Genomic DNA, 18,354 nt, shown 5'->3' with positions numbered 1-18,354 from the left:
AGACGACACCCGAATGCCCACCAACGACACCGAGAACCTGCCGGAGAAGACCCGCGACGCTCTCAAAGCAGGCCACCTCTACTACATGCAGGACCTGACGATGGAAGCCATCGCCCACGAGATGCACACCTCGCGGTCCAGCGTTTCCCGCCTGCTCAGCTACGCCCGCGCCTCCGGGCTGGTCACCATCCAGATCGCCACCCCGCACGAGGGGGCGACGCGCATCCAGCAGGACATCCACGAGCGCTACGGCATCGCGGCTCACATCGTGCCGATGCCGAGCGCCATCAGCGACGTGGACAGGCTGGAGCGCGTCGCCATCTCGGCTGCACGGATTCTCGACAGGTTCATCGACTCCAACCAGACCGTCGGGATCGCCTGGGGGTCCACGATGAGCGCCCTCAGCAGGCACCTCATCCCGAAAGACCTGCACAACCTCGAATTCGTGCAGCTGAACGGGGCGGGCAACACGTACACGACCGGTGTGCTCTACGCGTCGGAGATCCTGCGCCGTTTCGGCGACACCTTCTCCGGCACGATCCAGGAGTTCCCCGTGCCTGCCCTGTTCGACGACCCGCAGACCAAGACGGCGATGTGGCGCGAGCGCAGCACCCGGCGCATCCTGGACATCCAGGAGCGGATGGATGTGGCGATCTTCGGCCTCGGCTCCCCGTTCTCCGAGGTGCGCTCGCACGTCTACGCCGGCGGCTACCTCGACCAGGCCGACTACGCATCCCTCGACGAGTCCGGCGTGGTCGGCGACGTGGCAACCGTGTTCTTCCGCGAAGACGGAAGCCACCACGGCATCCCGCTGAACGAACGGGCGAGCGGGCCGGACATCGACCTGATCAAGCGCGTGCCGCGCCGCGTCTGCGTCGTGTCGGGGCCGTCCAAGGTGCACAGCCTCCGCGGTGCGCTCTCCGCCGAGCTCATCACCGACCTGATCGTGGACGAAGGGACTGCCCGCGCACTGGTTTCGCTGCGAGACTGAGCACATGACCGCATCCGTCCTGCTCATCACCGGCACTTCCACCGGCATCGGCCGCTCCTCCGCCATCGCGGCGGCCCGCGCCGGCCACACCGTCGTCGCCACCATGCGCGACCTCGCCAAGCGCGGACCACTGGACGCCGCCGCAGCAGAAGCAGGGGTGACGCTCGACGTGCACGCCCTGGATGTGACGGACCCCGCATCCATCGACGCCTGCTTCGCGCACATCCGGTCGGAGCACGGACGACTGGATGCGCTGCTCAACAACGCAGGCTCCGGCCACGTCGGCACGATCGAGGACGAGTCCGTCCAGGAGGTGCGCGACGTGATGGAGGTCAACTTCTTCGGCGTCGTCGCCGTGACGAAGGCGGCCTTGCCGATGCTGCGCGAGACGGGAGGCCGGGTGCTGACCGTGTCGAGCGTCGGCGGAGTGGTCGGCCAGCCGTTCAACGAGGCGTACTGCGCCGCGAAGTTCGCCGTCGAGGGGTTCATGGAGTCGCTGACCCCGGTGGCCGGAGCGCTCGGCGTGCGCGTGACCGTCATCGAGCCTGGCGCCGTCACGACCGAGTTCGTCGCGAACGTCGGTGCAGGCAGCTCCGCGCCGGCCGCCGACTCCCCGTACCGTCCCCTGTTCGACGCGTACCTCGCGAGGACGGCCGCGGCGTTCGACCCGGCGAACGCGCAGACTCCGGAAGGCGTCGCCGACGTGATCGTCGCGCTGCTCTCCGGCGAGCATCCAGCGGCCAGGGTGCAGCCCTCCGAGGCGGCGAAGCGCTTCGCGGGCGTGAAGCTCGCCGACCTCGACGGGTCGGCCGTGCAGACGCTCACGGCCGGCTGGATCGCGCAGCAGCCCGCGTAACAGTGCGACGGGAATAGTCCGCACACCGAGGCGTTGACTAGACTCAGAACACAAACGTGCTCCGGGGTCGGTGAAAGTCCGAACCGGCGGTGATAGTCCGCGAGCGGGGCTGCGTGAGAGCGCAGCACTGTTGAGCCGGTGAAACTCCGGCACCGACGGTAATGGGGTCAGGCAACGCCTGGCCACTCAGTCCGGATGGGAGGCAGCACGGGTGGCGGCCGCATGCGGTCGCCGGCCACGCGACCCCGGCACACGTCTCGCTACAAGAGACAGGACCGATCTGGGATGACGTGGGACGCGGCGATGAGAACCGCCATCGAACTCGCTCACAACGGGCCGGCCACGGGCGTGAACCCGCGGGTCGGCTGCGTGATCCTCGACGCAGCAGGCGCGACCATCGCCGAAGGCTGGCACCGCGGCGTCGGCACCCCGCACGCAGAAGTGGATGCGCTCTCCAAGCTCGGCGAAGGAGAAGCCGCCGGCGCGACGGCCGTCGTCACCCTCGAACCGTGCAACCACTGGGGCCACACCGGTCCGTGCTCCGAGGCCCTCATCGAGGCGGGCGTCGCACGGGTCGTCTACGCGGCCACCGACCCCGGCCACTCCTCCAGCGGAGGAGCCGCGCGGCTGCGCGAGGCCGGCGTCGAGGTGATCGGCGGTGTGCTCGCCGACGAGGTCGAGGCGTTCCTCGGCGACTGGCTCACGGCCGCGCGCCTCGGCCGTCCGTACATCACGGTCAAATGGGCGAGCAGCCTCGACGGCCGCGCGGCGGCCGACGACGGCACGAGCACCTGGATCACCGGTGCCGCTGCCCGGCAGCGCGTGCACGAGCAGCGCGAGGCGTCGGACGCCATCGTGGTCGGCACGGGCACTGTGCTCGCCGACGACCCCAGCCTCACCGCCCGCGGAGACGCCGGAGAACTCCTGCGCACCCAGCCCACCCCCGTCGTCGTCGGGATGCGCGCCGTCCCCAAGGATGCGGCGGTCTTCCGTCACCCCAACCCGGTGATCTTCGAGGGGACGCACGACGTGCACGACGTGGTCGCCGACCTGCACCAGCGCGGCTTCCGCCGCGTGTACGTCGAGGGAGGGCCGACCCTCGCGAGCGCGTTCATCGAGGCCGGACTCGTCGACGAGTACGCCATCTACCTCGCGCCCACCCTGCTCGGCGGCAGCAAGGTCGCCATCGGGGACATCGGCGTGGGGACGATCTCCGAGCAGCGGCTGCTGCGCATCCACTCGATCGAGCAGCTGGGGGCCGACCTGTTCATCCAGGCCGTGCCGGAACGGCAGCATCCAGAGCAGTCACAGAGAGAAGGCAACTGAGCATGTTCACCGGAATCATCGAAGAGCTGGGCGAGATCGTCGCCGTCGACCTCGGCGACGACGCGGCACGGATCACCGTGCGCGGACCCATCGCCGTCAGCGACGCGAAGCACGGCGACTCGATCTCGGTCAGCGGCGTCTGCCTCACCGTCATCGACCAGGATGCGGAGACGTTCACGGCGGACGTCATGGCGGAGACCCTCGCGATGAGCACCCTGGACGGCGTCCAGCCCGGCCGCACGGTCAACCTCGAGCGCGCAGCCCAGGTGGGCGACCGCCTCGGCGGCCACATCGTGCAGGGCCACATCGACGGAACGGCGGAGGTCATCGCCATCACGGACGGCAGCGCCTGGCGCGTCGTGCGGCTCAGCCTCGACCCGGAGCACGCGCCGCTCGTCGCCCGCAAGGGCTCGATCGCCATCGACGGGGTCTCGCTCACGGTGAGCGAGGTCGGAGGGACCATCGACGACGGCTGGTTCGAGGTGTCCCTCATCCCGGAGACTCTCGCGGCCACCACCCTCGGCGAGCGCGTCGTCGGCGACCGCGTCAACATCGAGACCGACATCCTGGCCAGGCACGTCGAGCGGATGCTCGGCCTCGGCTACGGACCACTGACAGCAGAACCCGAACGGAGCGCATCATGAGCCTCGCCACCATCCCCCAGGCCCTCAGCGAACTGCGCGCCGGCCGACCGGTCATCGTCGCGGACAACGAGAGCCGCGAGAACGAGGGCGACGTCATCCTCGCCGCGGAGCTGGCCAGCCAGGAGTGGATCGCCTGGACGGTCAAGAACTCGTCCGGCTTCATCTGCGCACCGATGACCAACGAGATCGCCGACCGGCTCGACCTGCCGGTGATGGTCGCCACCAACGAGGACTCGCGCGGCACCAACTACACGGTGAGCGTGGATGCGGCCGACCGGCTCAGCACCGGCATCAGCGCCGCGGACCGCGCCCACACGCTGCGCGTGCTCGCCGACCTCGACTCCGTGCCGGCCAGCCTGCACCGGCCGGGCCACATCCTGCCCCTGCGCGCCGTCGACGGCGGCGTGCGGGAGCGCGACGGCCACACCGAGGCTGCGGTCGACCTGCTGAAGCTCGCCGGCCTCACCCCGGTGGGAGCCATCGCCGAGATCGTCGCGGACGACGGCGAGATGATGCGCCTGCCCGGGCTGATCGAGCTGGGCGAGCGCGAGGGCGTGCTCGTCATCACCATCGAAGCGCTGATCGCCTACCTGCAGGAGTTCCACTGCGACCAGCAGCTCGAGACGGTCGCCCCGATCCCCGAGACCTCGCGGGTGATCTTCGAGGTCGAGACGACGGTGCCGACCACGCACGGCTCGTTCAAGATGCGCGCATACCGCGACAGGATGACCGGCGCCGACCACGTGGCCATCGTGTCCGGCCAGCCCAGCGCATCCGGAACACTGGTGCGGGTGCACTCCGAGTGCCTCACCGGCGAGGCGTTCGGCTCGCTCAAGTGCGAGTGCGGTCCGCAGCTCGACGCTGCGCTCGACACGATCCAGCGGGAGGGCGGCGTGGTCGTCTACCTGCGCGGTCACGAGGGCAGGGGCATCGGGCTCATCAACAAGCTGCGCGCGTACAAGCTGCAGGAGGAGGGTCTCGACACCCTGGATGCGAACCTCGCCCTCGGCCTGCCGATCGACGCCCGCGACTACGGGGCGGCCACGGCCATCCTGCAGGAGCTCGGCATCCAGTCGGTGCGCCTCCTCACCAACAACCCGGAGAAGGTGCGCCAGCTCGAAGAGCACGGCATCGCCGTCGAGGAGCGCGTTCCGCTCGTCGTGGGCGTCGGCACCTTCAACGAGGGATACCTCGAAACCAAGCGTGACCGCATGGGTCACCTCTTCACCCCTGCAGAGCAGACAGCCGAAAGGACAGCACGATGAGCGGAGCGGGAGCCCCGAACGCCGAGGAGACCGTCGACGGAACCGGCCTGAACGTGGTCATCGTGGCCGGGACCTGGCACGACCAGATCACCGACGGCCTGATCGCGGGAGCCCAGCGCACGCTGGAGGCGTCGGGAGCGACGTTCTCGCTGGTGCGCGTGCCCGGCAGCTTCGAGCTGCCCGTGGCGAGCAAGGCCGCGCTGGAGTCGGGCGCGGATGCCGTGGTCGCCCTCGGTGTCATCATCCGGGGCGGCACGCCGCACTTCGAGTACGTGTCCTCCGCCGCGACGGACGGGCTCACGCGTGTCGCCATCGACACCGGCAAGCCGGTCGGTTTCGGCGTGCTGACGCTCGACGACGAGGCGCAGGGCATCGACAGGGCCGGCCTGCCCGGCTCGCGCGAGGACAAGGGCGCGGAGGCGGCGCACGCCGCGCTCAGCACGGCGCTGACCCTGCGGGCGCTGCGGGCCTGACCCTCATCCACAGGGTCGCCCCCTCCGGCAGCGAGATACCAGTAACTGCGGCGAAACGCCCGGGATGCTCGACAGATAGTGGCATCTCGCCAACGGGCGGGGGCGGGGGCAGGTCGGCCTACGGCTTCCAGACCATGAGCACGACGACGAGCACGAGCAGCAGCGAGGCGACGCCGGAACCCGCCGCGATCGCCGGGTAGCCGCGGGAAGACAGGTCGGCGGCCTCGGCCGCCGGGGTCTGCCCGGCCGCGACGGCGGCTGGTGCACCGGATGTCGCACGAACCTCGAGCGCTTCGGCCGCGCGCTTCATGGCGGGCACGACCACGAACAGCGTCAGGCCGAGGGCGATGACGTAGGCGATGATCGACCACAGGATCCAGGGCGTCGTGACCGAGGTCTTGTACTTCGGGTCGGACATCCCCATCACGCCGAAGCCGAAGACGACCACGAGCAGCGACAGCAGCGAGAAGATGTTGGTCGACTTCGCCAGGGTGGTCACCTGTCCCGCGTTTCCGGCGCGGACGGCGCGCATGGCGGTCATCGGGAGGATGGCCATCGGGCCGACGATGAAGACGGCAGACACGACGTGCAGAACAGCGAACAGAGTATCCATGCCTCCAGCGTAGCGATCCGGTCCGTCGCCCGGTTTCTGGCCTGCCGCGGCTCCGACGTATGGTGGAGGGGCGCCACAAGCGCCGTACCCACCGATTTTCTGCTCACGAGTTCGCGAGACGCCCGACCGACGCCCGCATCCACAGCATCGTTCACTGTTCGTCACGCACCCCGGAAGTAGCACCCCCATGTCTTCGACGGCCTCCGTCACCCCACCAGCCGCACCAGCGAACACGCGCGGCCGCGTCATCCTCGCCAGCCTCATCGGCACGTCGATCGAGTTCTACGACTTCTACGTCTATGCGACCGCCGCCGTCCTGGTGTTCCCCGCCCTGTTCTTCACGAACGAAGACCCGACCACCGCGTTGCTCGCATCGTTCGCCGTCTTCGGCGTCGCCTTCATCGCGCGCCCGGTCGGCTCCATCCTGTTCGGGCACTTCGGCGACAGGATCGGCCGCAAGGGCACCCTCGTCGGCTCGCTGCTGACGATGGGCATCGCGACCGTCCTCATCGGCTGCCTGCCCACCGCTCAGGTGCCGGGCTGGGAGTTCTGGGCGCCGTTCCTCCTCGTGATCATGCGCTTCTGCCAGGGGCTCGGCCTCGGCGGCGAGTGGAGCGGAGCCGCCCTGCTGGCGACCGAGAACGCACCGGCGGGCAAGCGCGCGATCTACGGCACGTTCCCGCAGCTCGGCGCCCCGATCGGCTTCATCATCGCCAACCTGCTGTTCCTGGTCCTCAACCTCTCGATGAGCGCGGAGGCGTTCAGCGCGTGGGGCTGGCGTGTGCCGTTCCTGCTCAGCGCCATCCTGGTGATCGTCGGCCTGTACGTGCGGCTCAAGCTCGTCGAGACCCCCGCGTTCCAGAAGGTCGTCGACACGGGCGAGGTCGCCAAGCTGCCGCTCGCCCGCGTGTTCAAGACCAGCTGGTACCAGATCATCCTCGGCACGTTCATCATGCTGGCCACCTACGTGCTGTTCTACCTGATGACCGCGTTCACCCTCACATACGGCACGACGGCCGCCACCGAGGCGTCCGCCCGCGCGGCGGCGGAGAAGGCGGGCAAGGCGTTCGATCCCGCCGCCTTCGTCCCCGGCCTCGGCTACACCCGCAACGAGTTCCTCATCATGCTCATCGTCGGTGTCGTGTTCTTCGGAATCTTCACCCTGGTGGCCGGACCGCTCGCCGAACGCTACGGCCGCCGCAAGACGCTGATCTGGGTGACGCTCGGGATCATCGTCTTCGGCCTGCTGTTCGTCCCGCTGTTCGGAGGAGGCTTCGTCGGCACGATGGCCCTGCTCATCGTCGGCTTCACCCTGATGGGCCTCACCTTCGGCCCGATGGGCGCCCAGCTGCCCGAACTGTTCCCCACCAACGTGCGCTACACCGGCTCGGCCATCGCGTACAACCTGGCCAGCGTGCTCGGCGCGGCCGTCGCACCGACCATCGCCGTCTGGCTGTGGACGATGGCGCACGGCTCGACGGTCTGGGTCGGCGTCTACCTGTCCCTCGCCGGAGTGCTGACGCTGATCGCGCTGTTCCTCAGCAAGGAGACGAAGGACGTGGACTTCACCGAGAACGTCTCGTAGCGGGAGGCTTCCCGCGAGAAGGCGCGGTCCGGACATCCCGGGCCGCGCCTTTTCCCGTGCGAGGGCCGTTGTCCGGCCCTCACTGTGCTGGGGCCGACAACAGGTCCTGCAGTCTGTCCAGTTGCTGCGACCACCCCAGTTCGAGGCCGGCGCGCATCGCCGCGGTCCCCGCATCCGGTCCGTCGGCCCGGATCGTCAGGCGCAGCGCCGTGTCCGCGCCGCCCTCCAGCGTGACGTCCACGACCACCGTGAAGAGGCGCCGGCCCTCACCGTCCACCGGGGAGAGTTCGAACACGAGCCGCCTCGATGGCTCGACAGAGAGAACGGAGCCGGCCGACGCGTACTCGGTGCCGTCGCCCTCCCTGATGACCAATTGCACGCGGCCGCAAGGCACGGCGTCGATCGCACAGCGCACGACCTCGAAATGGCGAGGCGCCCACCACTGCGACGCGCTCGCGGCCTCTGTCCACGCCCGCCACACCGACTCCGGGGATGCGTCGAGCCGCCGTTCCATGCTGATCTCGGTTTCGAACGTCGCGCCAGAGGCGCCTCGCTCTGCGGCGTCGACCGCGTGCGCGTATTCCTCGAGCGCACGGTCGTCAGGAGTCTGTGCGGCCATGCTGCCGAACCACTCGGCAAGCTGCGCCAGGGCATCGCGGTTGAGACTCGCGAGCTTCCGCCGGCCGAGGCGCTGGACCCGGAGCACACCGACCGCCTCGAGGGCCTGCACGTGCTTGGTCGTCTGAGGTTGCAGCCCTCCCACCGCGGCGGCCACCTCTCCCACGGTGCGCGGACCATCGGCGAGCACCGTCAGGATGTGGAACCGGGTCGGCTCTCCGATCGCCGCGAGCGCTTGCTGCACATCCATCTGTCCTCCGCAGGTGCTTGACACATTCGTCGTGACGAATATATCGTGTGGGGCAGTTCAGCACCAGCTGACACGCCGCCGGAACGCACCGGCACACGGACAAGGGAGATCGACATGAAGACCATCGAGCGCACCGTTTCCGCCTCGCCGGAAACGGTCTGGGAACTGTGGACCACCCCGGAGGGTATCTCCCGGTGGTGGGCACCCGACGGATTCCGCACGGACGTGCTGACCCTCGACCTCCGGCAGGGCGGCGAACTCGTCTACACGATGACCGCCGAAGCGCCGGAGCAGGTGGCCTTCATGGAGCAGAATGGGCTGCCCCTCAGCACCGAATCGCGCAAAGTCTTCGTCGACCTCGATCGCCCCGGCCACATCTCCTATCGCTCGATCATCGACTTCGTCCCGGAGCACGAGCCGTACGAGCAGCTCACCGTCGTGGACCTGGAACCGGCAGCCGATGGCACGCGGATCGTCATGCAGGTCGAGGATATGCACGACGATGTGTGGACCGAACGGCTCCTCGCCGGCCGGGCCAACGAACTGGACAACCTCGGACGGCTGGTCGGCTGACCCGTAGCGGGAGCGCGGCGGCTAGTCCAGGAACAGCGCGCGCAGCCGCCGCGTGGTCAGGATGAGCCCGAGCACGATCATCACCACGAAGTAGAGCACGTGCCAGAGCAGGCCGGCGTCGACGGCGCCGGTGGTCAGGCTGCGGACCAGTTCGACGCCGTGCCAGAGCGGGAGAGCCTGGATGATCACCTGGATCGCGGGCGGGTACACCGTGATCGGGTAGAACGTGGCCGAGAGCAGGAACATCGGCAGCATGACGAAGTTGATCCAGTCCATCTGCTGGAAGGTCTTCATGTAGCTGGTGATGCCCATCCCGAAGCTGGCGAAGCCGAACGCGATCAGCAGCACGGCGGGGAGCGCGAGGATCGCCCACCACGACAGGTTGAGCCCGAGCGCCTGCATCACCAGCATGAAGCCGAGAGCGTAGAGCGCCCCGCGCGCGAGCGCGAGCAGGATCTCGCCGAGAGCCACGTCGAGCGGGCCGAGCGAGGTGGAGAGCATCCCCTCGTAGAGCTTCGCGAAGTGCATCTTGAAGAACACGTTCCAGGTGGAGTCGTAGACCGCGCCGTTCATCGCCGCCGTCGCCAGGAGCGCCGGGGCGATGAACGCCGCGTACCCGACCTCCTGCCCGGACGACGTCGTCACCTGACCGACCATCGCCCCGAGGCCGACGCCGAGCGACAGCAGGTAGAAGATCGGCTCGAAGAACCCGGAGACGATCACGAGCCAGTTGGTGCTGCGGGTGGCGAGCCAACCGCGCTGCATGACACTGGATGCGTTCCCCGCGTAGAGCGCGCTCAGCGGCCTGGTGTGCGCCACGGTCGCGATCAGCGGCTCGTCGGCGGTGGTCTGCCTCTGCCCGCTCACTTGTTCAGCCTCCTCGCTGCGATCCGGCGGGTCCACATCCAGAACACGACGAACAGGGCGACCAGATAGAGCACGTGCGTGATCGTGAGCCAGAGCGGCTCCGCCATGCCGTAGGTGAACACCCTGGCGAGCTCCGAGGCGTGCCAGAGCGGGGACAGCCAGCCGATCCACTGCAGGAACCACGGCATCGCGGTCAGCGGGAAGAAGGTGCCGGAGAACAGGGTCATCGGCAGCAGCACGAAGCGCATCACCAGTGCGAGCTGCCCCGTGTCCTGTTCGAGCGTTGCCACGTACGTCATCACCGGAACGCCGAACGCCACCCCCGCGAGCACGGCGACCGGGATGGCGAGGAACCCGGCGGCGGACGGGACGGCGCCGAACAGCACCATGACGACGTAGTAGATGATGCTGGCGGTGAACAGGCGAGCGACCACCGAGATCACCAGCCCGTCGATGATCTGGCCGGCGCCGATCGGGGCGGCGTTCATGCCGTAGAACGTCGGGTTCCACTTGAAGCCGAGCATCACCGGGTATGTGAACTCCTCGCTCGCGATCGTGACAGCGGCCGTGCAGAGCAGGGCCGGCGCCACGAACGCGAGATAGCTGACGCCGTCGACGCCCTGCTCCCCCAGGTTCTTGCTGACCAGGCTGCCGAGCCCGACGCCCATCGCGAAGAGGTAGAGCAGCGGGTAGCCGATGGCGGTCATCAGCACCGTCTGCAGGTAGGAGCGCATCACGCGGAAGCGGTGCTCCGCGACGTACCACGCCCCGAATCTGCGCGGCTTGACGGCGGCCGCGATGGCGAGCTGCGCATCCGGGGCGGTGCCTGCTGTCGTCGTCATTCGATCAGGCTCCTGCCGGTGAGCCGGAGGAACACGTCCTCGAGGCTGGACCTCCGCACCAGGCTGGTGATGGGATGCAGGCCGCGCTCGGTGATGCGCACCAGCTCCGCCTCGCCGTCGTCGCTGTAGACCAGGATGCGGTCGGGCAGCACCTCGATGCGCTCCCCGATGCCGTCGAGCCGCTCGGCCACCTCGCTGTTGCGATCGGATCCGAATCGCACCTCCAGCACCTCGCGCGAGGAGTACTCGCGGATGAGCGACGCCGGAGAGCCCTCCGCCATGATGCTGCCCTTGTCCACGACCACCAGCCGGTCGCAGAGCTGCTCGGCCTCATCCATGTAGTGCGTGGTGAGCACGAGCGTCGTTCCCTGCTCCTTGAGCCGGAACAGGCGGTCCCAGAGGATGTGCCGCGCCTGCGGGTCGAGGCCGGTGGTCGGCTCGTCCAGCAACAGGATGCGCGGGTCGTTGATGAGCGCGCGTGCGATGGTGAGGCGCCGCTTCATGCCGCCGGAGAGGTCGTCGACCTTGGCCTTCGCCTTGTCCTCCAGCTGCGCGAACGCCAGCAGTTCGTCCGCCCGCTTCCGCACGCGGGTGCCCGGCAGACCGAAGTACCTGCCGTAGACGATGAGGTTGTCGCGCACCCGGAGCTCGGTGTCGAGGTTGTCCGCCTGCGGGACGACCCCCAGCTGCGACCGGATCTCCGGCCCGTGGCTGTTCGGGTCGAGGCCCAGGATGCTCAGCTCACCGCCCGTGCGCGTTGAGACCGCCCCGACCATCCGCATCGTGGTCGACTTGCCAGCGCCGTTCGGGCCGAGCAGCCCGAACGACTCCCCGGGCGCGACCTCGAAGCTGATGCCGTTGACGGCGGCGAACTCCTTGTACTTCTTGACGAGGTTGTTCGCGGTGATGACAGGCGTTGGCATAGTTCATCACGATAGACCGATCCCCGGACATCTGAGCAAACAAGCAGTCGGCAGGAAGTACGGTCGAAGTAGCACTCGGTTCCCGGCGCATCCCGAACCTCCCCACGAATCCCGAAAAGACGAACGAGACAGTCATGACCACCGAACAGACCAGCCAACCGCGGCGACGCCTCGGCCGACCAGGCAAGGGCGACGACGAAGGCCCCCGCGCGAAGTTCAGCCAACTCCTTCCCTACCTGTTCGAGCACAAGGCCGTGCTGAGCGTCGTCATCGTGCTCAGCGTGCTCGGCGCTGCCGCGAGCCTCGCCCAGCCGCTGCTGGTCAGCCAGGTGATCGACATCGTCGGCAAGCAGCAGCCGCTCGGCGGCCTGGTCTGGCTGCTGGTGATCCTCGTGGTGGTCTCCGCCCTGATCTCCGGCTACCAGCACTACCTGCTGCAGCGCACGGGCGAGGGCGTCGTGCTCTCCTCCCGCCGCAGGCTGGTCGCCAGGATGCTCAACCTCCCGATCAGCGAGTTCGACACCCGCCGCACCGGCGATCTGGTGTCGCGGGTCGGCTCGGACACCACGCTGCTGCGCGCCGTGCTCACGCAGGGCCTGGTGGAGGCCATCGGCGGCGCCCTCACCTTCATCGGCGCTCTGATCGCGATGCTCATCATCGACCCGGTGCTGCTCGGGCTGACCGTGCTCGTCATCGCGGTGTCGATCGTGGTCGTCACCCTGCTCTCCGGGCGCATCCGGGTGGCCAGCCAGCGGGCTCAGGCGAAGGTCGGGGATCTCGCCGCCTCCGTCGAGCGGGCGATCAGCTCTGTGCGCACCATCCGCGCCGCCAACGCGACAGACCGCGAGATCGCGGCGATCGACGCCGACGCGACCGGCGCCTGGAAGATGGGCATCCAGGTCGCGAAGATCTCGGCGCTCGTCGTCCCTGTGGCCGGCATCGCGATGCAGGTGTCGTTCCTGGTCGTGCTCGGCGTCGGCGGTTTCCGCGTGGCGAGCGGCGCCATCACGGTGGCGAACCTGGTGGCGTTCATCCTGTTCCTGTTCATGATGATCCTGCCGCTCGGCCAGGCGTTCGGTGCGGTCACGGCGGTGAACTCCGCGCTCGGTGCTCTCGGGCGCATCCAGGAGATCATCGACCTGCCTGCCGAGGACCAGCACGACAGGGACATCGCCCCGCTCGCCCTCAGCATCGGCGCCGCCAACGAAGGGCTCGCACCGGATGCGCCGGCGATCGAGTTCGCGGACGTGCACTTCTCCTACCCGGACTCCTCGGTGAAGGCGGAGCCGACGCCGGCCGGAACGGCGCAGGAAGCAACCGCGGCCGACGGCGCCGCCAGCATGGAGCGGCTCGCGTTCGAGGCGATGGGCGGCACGGACATCGTCGCCGAGGCCGAGGTCGCCGCCGGGCGAGGCGACGGCGAAGCGGACGGGGCAGGAAAGCACCGGCTGGCCGGTGTGCTGCACGGCGTGAGCTTCTCCGCCCCGCGCGGCAAGCGCACCGCGCTCGTCGGGCCGTCCGGTGCAGGCAAGTCGACCATCCTGGCGCTGATCGAGCGCTTCTACGACCCGACCGCCGGCGAGGTGCGCTTCGGCGGCCTCGACGTGCGCACCCTCGACCGCGCAGCACTGCGCGGCCAGATCGGCTACGTCGAGCAGGACGCCCCCGTGCTGGCCGGCTCGCTGCGCGACAACCTCAAGCTCGCGGCTCCGGATGCGACGGACGAGGAGTGCATCCAGGTGCTGCACGCCGTCAACCTCACCGAGGTGCTCGAACGCGACGACAAGGGCCTGGATGCTCCGGTCGGCGAAGACGGCATCATGCTGTCCGGAGGTGAGCGCCAGCGTCTCGCCATCGGCCGCGCGCTGCTCGCCGCCCCTCCCGTGCTGCTGCTCGACGAGTCGACGTCGAGCCTCGACGGACGCAACGAGCAACTGATGCGCGAGGCGATCGACGCCGTGGCAGAGGACAGGACGCTCATCGTCATCGCGCACAGGCTCTCGACGGTCGTCGACTCCGACCAGATCGTCGTGCTCGATCACGGCCGCGTGCTCAACACCGGAACGCACTCCGAGTTGGTCGCCTCCACGCCGCTCTACCGCGACCTAGCCAAGCACCAGCTGCTCGTCTAGCACGAAGATCGAGTCCGAACCTCTTCACGAGACACGCCGGGGAGCGGAGCGAAGAGGTTCGGACTCGATTGTGTACCCGCGGTCAGGCGCGGGGGTCGGGGCGGCGCGGACGCGGCGCGGCTGCGGCTAGGCGCGCAGGTGGTAGCGCAGCGACGCGAGTTCGGCGCGCAGCGCGGCGGGCACCCGGTCGCCGAACCGGGAGAAGAACTCCTCGGTGAGGTCGCACTCGGCCAGCCAGGAGTCCCTGTCCACGTCGAACAGCGCATCCACGTCGGCGTCCGGCAGGTCGAGCCCGTCGAGGTCGAGCTCGGCGGGGAGCGGCAGGCGGCCGATCGGAGCATCCACTGCCCCTGCGCTGCCCTCTACGCGACGGACGATCCACTCGATCACGCGGGCGTTCTCGCTGAATCCCGGCCAGAGGAACCGGCCGCCCTCCCCCTTGCGGAACCAGTTGACCTGGAAGATCGCCGGGGCGTTCGAGCCGAGCTTCTCCCCCATGCGGAGCCAGTGGCCCCAGTAGTCGGCCATGTTGTATCCGCAGAACGGCAGCATCGCGAACGGGTCGCGGCGCAGCTCTCCGACGGTGCCCTCCGCGGCGGCCGTCTGCTCGGACGAGATGGTCGCACCGAGGAAGACGCCGTGCTTCCAGTCACGGGACTGCGCGACGAGCGGCACGTTGGTGGCCCGGCGCCCTCCGAACAGGATCGCGTCGATCGGCACCCCGTCGAACGCGTCCCAGTCGTCGGAGATCGCCGGGCACTGTGCGGCCGACACCGTGAACCGGGAGTTGGGATGCGCGGCGGGACGGCCGCTCGCCGGCGTCCAGTCCTCCCCGCGCCAGTCGATGAGGTGCGCAGGCGGCTCGTCGGTAAGGCCCTCCCACCAGACGTCGCCGTCGTCGCGCAGCGCGACGTTCGTGAAGATCGTGTTGCCCCACAGCGTGTCGACCGCTGTGGCGTTGGTGGCCGGCCCCGTGCCGGGAGCGACACCGAAGAAGCCCGCCTCCGGGTTGATCGCGCGCAGCCGGCCGTCCGGCCCCTGACGCAGCCAGGCGATGTCGTCTCCGACCGTCTCCACCGTCCAGCCCGGGATGCTCGGACGGAGCATCGCGAGGTTCGTCTTGCCGCACGCGGACGGGAACGCCGCAGCGATGTGGAACGCGCGCCCTTCCGGCGACGTCACCTTGACGATCAGCATGTGCTCGGCCAGCCAGCCCTCGTCCCGCGCCATCACCGAGGCGATGCGCAGCGCGAAGCACTTCTTGGCGAGGATCGCGTTCCCGCCGTAGCCGGAGCCGTACGACCAGATCTCCCTGGTCTCCGGGAACTGCACGATGTACTTGGTCTCGTTGCACGGCCAGGCGACGTCGTCGTGGCGCGCGCCGTCCGCATCCACCAGGGGCGCTCCGACGCTGTGCACCGTCGCGACCCACGGCTGCCCCGCCTCGATGAGGGTGAGGACCGTCGAGGTGACGCGGGTCATCATCCCGAGGCTGACGGCGACGTACGCGGAGTCGGTGAGCTGCACGCCGACCTGCGAGATCGGGCCGCCGACCGGCCCCATCGAGAACGGGACGACGTACATGGTGCGGCCGCGCATGCTGCCGGTGAAGACCTCGCGCAGCTCTGCGCGCATCCCTTCCGGTTCGCGCCAGTTGTTGGTGGGGCCTGCATCGGTCTCGTCGACGGAGCAGATGAAGGTGCGGTCCTCGACCCTGGCCACGTCGCCGGGGTCCGTGCGGGCGAGGAAGCTGTTCGGCCGCCACTCCGGGTTCAGGCGGATGAGCTTGCCTTCCGCGACGAGCTGCTTGGTGAGCCTGTCTGCTTCGGCGAGCGAGCCGTCGCACCAGACGACATCGTCCGGCTGCGTGATGGCGGCGATGTCGGCGACCCAGGCGCGCAGGGCGTCCAGGCCGTCCGGCTGGTCATCGAGGTCGGAGAGCGGGAGCTCGGCGAGTGTCATTCCGGAGTCCTCTCGGATTGAAAGTTTGGCTGTGAACCAAGCATCCGTGAGTTTTCCGGCTTAATCTGCGTCGAAAGCCTGGAAAGAATCCCGTTTCTTTCGCTATCGTGAAGGCATGGAGCAGTCCACCGCCGACGTTGCGACGCTCGGCCACCGCATCAGGCACTTCCGCACCCAGCGCGGCCTCACCCTCGACGAGCTGAGCGCGGCCACCGGGGTCGCGGCGAGCCAGCTGTCGCTCATCGAGAACGGCAAGCGCGAGCCGCGCGTCACGCTGCTCACCACCCTGGCGACGGCGCTCGGGGTCCAGCTCGCCGATCTGCTGTCCGCCGAGCCACCGGATGCGAGGGCCGCCCTCGAGATCGAGCTCGCCAGGGCGCAGCGGGGCCCGCTCTACAACTCCCTCGGGCTCCCGTCGGTCAAGCCGACCAAGGGCACGCCGACGGAGACGCTGGAAGCGCTCGTCGGGATGCACAGGGAGCTCAGCAGGCGCGCATCGGAGGCCATCGCCACCCCGGAGGAGGCCCGCAGGGCCAACACCGAGCTGCGCGAGCGGATGCGGGCGCAGAACAACTACATCGCGGAGATCGAGGAGCTGGCCGAGGAGCGCGTGCGTGCCTCCGGGCACACCCACGGCGCGCTCACCCACCGCGAGGTCAGCATCATGGCCGAGCAGCTCGGCTTCGACCTGATCTACGTCAACGACCTGCCGCACTCCGCCCGCTCGATCACCGACCTCGCCAACGGGCGCATCTACCTGCCGCCCGCGAGCATCCCGGGCGGTCACGGCCTGCGGTCGATGGCGCTGCAGGCGATGGCGCACAGGCTGCTCGGCCACGAACGCCCGCAGAGCTACGCGGACTTCCTGCGGCAGCGGCTCGAGATCAACTACTTCGCGGCGTCGTGCCTGATGCCCAGGGAGGCGGCCGTCGGGTTCCTGAAGCAGGCCAAGGACGACAAGGATATCGCGGTCGAGGACTTCCGGGATGCGTTCGGCGTCACCCACGAAGCCGCCGCGCTCCGGTTGACCAACCTGGCGACCACGCACCTCGACATGACGCTGCACTTCCTGCGCGTCGGCGACGACGGGGCGCTCTACAAGGGCTACGAGAACGACGGCCTTCCGCTGCCGACCGATGTGACCGGATCCATCGAGGGCCAGATCGTCTGCCGCAAGTGGGGAGCGCGGTCGGCGTTCACACACACCAACCGAACCACGGAGATGTACCAGTACACCGACACCCCGGCCGGCACGTACTGGTGCGCCACCCAGACCGGCACGACCTCGGCCGGCGGGTTCTCGATCAGCGTCGGCGTGCCGTTCGACCAGGCCAAGTGGTTCCGCGGGAGGGAGACGACGGCGCGGGCGGAGTCGCACTGCCCGGACGAGTCGTGCTGCAAGCGCCCGCCTGCCGGGCTCGCGAGCCGCTGGGCCGGCCAGGCGTGGCCGAGCGCGCGCCTCCACGCGCACATCCTCTCTCCGCTGCCCTCCGGCTCGTTCCCCGGCGTCGACGACTCCGACGTCTACACCTTCCTCGAGGCCCACTCCGCCTCCTGACCGCCGTCCCCAAGCAATCGAGCCGGGACTTATGCACGCCTGATCCCGGCGTGTCGCGTGCATAAGTCCCGGCTCGATTGCTGCGGGGCCCGGGTCAGCGGGGCTGCATCCGGATGGCTCCGTCGAGGCGGATTGTCTCGCCGTTGAGCATGGGGTTGGCGATGATGTGGAGGGCGAGGGCGGCGTATTCGGCCGGCTTGCCGAGGCGGGAGGGGTGCGGCACCTGAGCGGCGAGCGAGTCCTGGGCAGGCTGCGGGAGGCCCGCCATCATGGGCGTCTCGAAGATGCCGGGCGCGATCGTGACCACCCGGATGAGGTCTCTGGCGAACTCGCGGGCCAGCGGCAGCGTCATGGCCGCCACTCCGCCCTTCGACGCCGAGTACGCCGACTGCCCGATCTGGCCGTCGAAGGCGGCGACGGATGCGGTGTTCACGATCACACCGCGCTCCTCCCCCAGCGCCTCGGTCTGCACCATCGCAGCTCCGGCCAGGCGCACGACGTTGAACGTCCCGATGAGGTTCACCCTGATCACCCTCTCGAACTGTTCGAGGGGAAGGACGCCGTCCCTGCCGAGCACCTTCGCCGCCGTCGCGATCCCCGCGCAGTTGACCACCACCCGCAGCGGGCCGAGCGTCGACGCGACCTCCACCGCCGCCCGCACCTGATCCTCGTTGGCCACGTCGGCGGCCACGAACCGCGCGGTCGGGCCGAGGGCCGTCGCCGCCTTCTCGCCCTCCGAGCCCGGCAGGTCGAGCACCACCACGTGCGCGCCTGCCTCGGTGAGGGCACGGGCCGTGGCGTTGCCGAGCCCGCTGGCGCCGCCGGTGACGATGGCCGAGCATCCGTCGATCTGCATGGTGTTCCCTTTCGCGTGTG

Annotated in this window: 17 protein-coding genes and 1 riboswitch; of the genes, 10 read left to right on the top strand and 7 right to left on the bottom strand. The window is 69.2% G+C overall.

Features of this window, described 5'->3' with window-relative positions; genetic code table 11:
- The first annotated feature begins 13 nt into the window (after nt 1–13).
- From HF024_RS04795 to ribH, 6 genes are all read left to right on the top strand, one after another.
- The gene (locus HF024_RS04795; protein ID WP_085369191.1) at nt 14–991 is read left to right on the top strand and encodes a sugar-binding domain-containing protein; all 978 of its coding nucleotides are present in this window, start codon (nt 14–16) and stop codon (nt 989–991) included.
- A 4-nt stretch (nt 992–995) separates the two neighbouring features.
- Nucleotides 996–1,847 carry an SDR family oxidoreductase gene (locus HF024_RS04790; RefSeq protein ID WP_168688833.1) on the top strand — a complete coding sequence of 284 codons (852 nt, stop codon included), beginning with the start codon at nt 996–998 and terminating at the stop codon, nt 1,845–1,847.
- A gap of 52 nt (nt 1,848–1,899) precedes the next feature.
- Nucleotides 1,900–2,060: riboswitch (FMN riboswitch) on the top strand.
- A gap of 90 nt (nt 2,061–2,150) precedes the next feature.
- Complete coding sequence (gene ribD / locus HF024_RS04785; protein WP_348770480.1) at nt 2,151–3,173, top strand: bifunctional diaminohydroxyphosphoribosylaminopyrimidine deaminase/5-amino-6-(5-phosphoribosylamino)uracil reductase RibD; 1,023 nt, start codon at nt 2,151–2,153, stop codon at nt 3,171–3,173.
- Between the two features lie 2 nt (nt 3,174–3,175).
- Complete coding sequence (locus HF024_RS04780) at nt 3,176–3,817, top strand: riboflavin synthase (protein ID WP_085369194.1); 642 nt, start codon at nt 3,176–3,178, stop codon at nt 3,815–3,817.
- Nucleotides 3,814–5,082: a GTP cyclohydrolase II gene (ribA, locus tag HF024_RS04775; protein WP_168688831.1), complete on the top strand. Its 1,269-nt coding sequence runs from the start codon at nt 3,814–3,816 to the stop codon at nt 5,080–5,082. Before HF024_RS04780 ends, ribA begins: the two co-directional genes overlap by 4 nt.
- On the top strand, nt 5,079–5,555 hold the full coding sequence (gene ribH / locus HF024_RS04770) for a 6,7-dimethyl-8-ribityllumazine synthase (RefSeq protein WP_168688830.1): 477 nt from the start codon (nt 5,079–5,081) through the stop codon (nt 5,553–5,555). Before ribA ends, ribH begins: the two co-directional genes overlap by 4 nt.
- Nucleotides 5,556–5,673: 118 nt before the next feature.
- Here the strand turns inward: ribH and HF024_RS04765 are convergent, their stop codons facing one another.
- Nucleotides 5,674–6,168, bottom strand: a complete 495-nt coding sequence (locus HF024_RS04765; RefSeq protein ID WP_085369198.1) for a DUF2269 family protein — start codon at nt 6,166–6,168, stop codon at nt 5,674–5,676.
- A 187-nt stretch (nt 6,169–6,355) separates the two neighbouring features.
- Between HF024_RS04765 and HF024_RS04760 the strand changes: the two genes are divergently transcribed.
- Complete coding sequence (locus HF024_RS04760) at nt 6,356–7,753, top strand: MFS transporter (protein ID WP_168688829.1); 1,398 nt, start codon at nt 6,356–6,358, stop codon at nt 7,751–7,753.
- Nucleotides 7,754–7,832: 79 nt separating this feature from the next.
- Here the strand turns inward: HF024_RS04760 and HF024_RS04755 are convergent, their stop codons facing one another.
- Nucleotides 7,833–8,621, bottom strand: coding sequence for an SRPBCC domain-containing protein (locus HF024_RS04755; RefSeq protein ID WP_168688828.1), 789 nt, complete (start codon nt 8,619–8,621; stop codon nt 7,833–7,835).
- A 114-nt stretch (nt 8,622–8,735) separates the two neighbouring features.
- On the opposite strand from HF024_RS04755, the gene HF024_RS04750 reads away from it, so the two are divergent.
- The gene (locus HF024_RS04750) at nt 8,736–9,194 is read left to right on the top strand and encodes an SRPBCC domain-containing protein (protein ID WP_168688827.1); all 459 of its coding nucleotides are present in this window, start codon (nt 8,736–8,738) and stop codon (nt 9,192–9,194) included.
- A gap of 21 nt (nt 9,195–9,215) precedes the next feature.
- Here HF024_RS04750 and HF024_RS04745 read toward each other — a convergent pair whose 3' ends face one another.
- From HF024_RS04745 to HF024_RS04735, 3 genes are read right to left on the bottom strand one after another with little or no spacing between them, the layout of a single operon-like run.
- Entirely contained in the window at nt 9,216–10,025 is an 810-nt protein-coding gene (locus HF024_RS04745) for an ABC transporter permease (protein ID WP_247597406.1), read from the bottom strand.
- Between the two features lie 32 nt (nt 10,026–10,057).
- A complete protein-coding gene (locus HF024_RS04740) occupies nt 10,058–10,903 on the bottom strand; it encodes an ABC transporter permease (protein WP_168688825.1) in 846 nt (281 codons plus the stop codon).
- The gene (locus tag HF024_RS04735) at nt 10,900–11,826 is read right to left on the bottom strand and encodes an ATP-binding cassette domain-containing protein (RefSeq protein ID WP_168688824.1); all 927 of its coding nucleotides are present in this window, start codon (nt 11,824–11,826) and stop codon (nt 10,900–10,902) included. Before HF024_RS04735 ends, HF024_RS04740 begins: the two co-directional genes overlap by 4 nt.
- 134 nt (nt 11,827–11,960) lie before the next feature.
- On the opposite strand from HF024_RS04735, the gene HF024_RS04730 reads away from it, so the two are divergent.
- Complete coding sequence (locus HF024_RS04730; RefSeq protein WP_168688823.1) at nt 11,961–13,958, top strand: ABC transporter ATP-binding protein; 1,998 nt, start codon at nt 11,961–11,963, stop codon at nt 13,956–13,958.
- Nucleotides 13,959–14,084: 126 nt separating this feature from the next.
- On the opposite strand, the gene HF024_RS04725 is transcribed toward HF024_RS04730, so the two are convergent.
- Complete coding sequence (locus HF024_RS04725; protein WP_168688822.1) at nt 14,085–15,920, bottom strand: phosphoenolpyruvate carboxykinase (GTP); 1,836 nt, start codon at nt 15,918–15,920, stop codon at nt 14,085–14,087.
- Between the two features lie 115 nt (nt 15,921–16,035).
- Here HF024_RS04725 and HF024_RS04720 point away from each other — a divergent pair, with 115 nt between their 5' ends.
- Complete coding sequence (locus HF024_RS04720) at nt 16,036–17,478, top strand: helix-turn-helix domain-containing protein (protein WP_168688821.1); 1,443 nt, start codon at nt 16,036–16,038, stop codon at nt 17,476–17,478.
- Between the two features lie 94 nt (nt 17,479–17,572).
- On the opposite strand, the gene HF024_RS04715 is transcribed toward HF024_RS04720, so the two are convergent.
- Nucleotides 17,573–18,334, bottom strand: a complete 762-nt coding sequence (locus tag HF024_RS04715) for a 3-hydroxyacyl-CoA dehydrogenase (RefSeq protein ID WP_085369206.1) — start codon at nt 18,332–18,334, stop codon at nt 17,573–17,575.
- Nucleotides 18,335–18,354: the final 20 nt, after the last annotated feature.

The organism is Leifsonia sp. PS1209, assembly GCF_012317045.1.
Classification (GTDB): Bacteria; Actinomycetota; Actinomycetes; order Actinomycetales; family Microbacteriaceae; genus Leifsonia.
Note: the sequence above shows the minus strand (reverse complement) of the source record. Positions and strands in the feature narration are given on the sequence as shown.

What these genes read in the sequence shown, in the direction of transcription:
- HF024_RS04730 (WP_168688823.1), top strand. Translation starts at nt 11,961, where the DNA reads ATGACCACCGAACAGACCAGCCAACCGCGGCGACGCCTCGGCCGACCA.
- HF024_RS04720 (WP_168688821.1), top strand. Translation starts at nt 16,036, where the DNA reads ATGGAGCAGTCCACCGCCGACGTTGCGACGCTCGGCCACCGCATCAGG.
- ribA (WP_168688831.1), top strand. Translation starts at nt 3,814, where the DNA reads ATGAGCCTCGCCACCATCCCCCAGGCCCTCAGCGAACTGCGCGCCGGC.
- HF024_RS04795 (WP_085369191.1), top strand. Translation starts at nt 14, where the DNA reads ATGCCCACCAACGACACCGAGAACCTGCCGGAGAAGACCCGCGACGCT.
- ribH (WP_168688830.1), top strand. Translation starts at nt 5,079, where the DNA reads ATGAGCGGAGCGGGAGCCCCGAACGCCGAGGAGACCGTCGACGGAACC.
- HF024_RS04715 (WP_085369206.1), bottom strand. Translation starts at nt 18,334, where the DNA reads ATGCAGATCGACGGATGCTCGGCCATCGTCACCGGCGGCGCCAGCGGG.
- HF024_RS04755 (WP_168688828.1), bottom strand. Translation starts at nt 8,621, where the DNA reads ATGGATGTGCAGCAAGCGCTCGCGGCGATCGGAGAGCCGACCCGGTTC.
- HF024_RS04790 (WP_168688833.1), top strand. Translation starts at nt 996, where the DNA reads ATGACCGCATCCGTCCTGCTCATCACCGGCACTTCCACCGGCATCGGC.
- HF024_RS04760 (WP_168688829.1), top strand. Translation starts at nt 6,356, where the DNA reads ATGTCTTCGACGGCCTCCGTCACCCCACCAGCCGCACCAGCGAACACG.
- HF024_RS04780 (WP_085369194.1), top strand. Translation starts at nt 3,176, where the DNA reads ATGTTCACCGGAATCATCGAAGAGCTGGGCGAGATCGTCGCCGTCGAC.
- HF024_RS04750 (WP_168688827.1), top strand. Translation starts at nt 8,736, where the DNA reads ATGAAGACCATCGAGCGCACCGTTTCCGCCTCGCCGGAAACGGTCTGG.
- HF024_RS04725 (WP_168688822.1), bottom strand. Translation starts at nt 15,920, where the DNA reads ATGACACTCGCCGAGCTCCCGCTCTCCGACCTCGATGACCAGCCGGAC.
- HF024_RS04735 (WP_168688824.1), bottom strand. Translation starts at nt 11,826, where the DNA reads ATGCCAACGCCTGTCATCACCGCGAACAACCTCGTCAAGAAGTACAAG.
- HF024_RS04765 (WP_085369198.1), bottom strand. Translation starts at nt 6,168, where the DNA reads ATGGATACTCTGTTCGCTGTTCTGCACGTCGTGTCTGCCGTCTTCATC.
- HF024_RS04740 (WP_168688825.1), bottom strand. Translation starts at nt 10,903, where the DNA reads ATGACGACGACAGCAGGCACCGCCCCGGATGCGCAGCTCGCCATCGCG.
- ribD (WP_348770480.1), top strand. Translation starts at nt 2,151, where the DNA reads ATGAGAACCGCCATCGAACTCGCTCACAACGGGCCGGCCACGGGCGTG.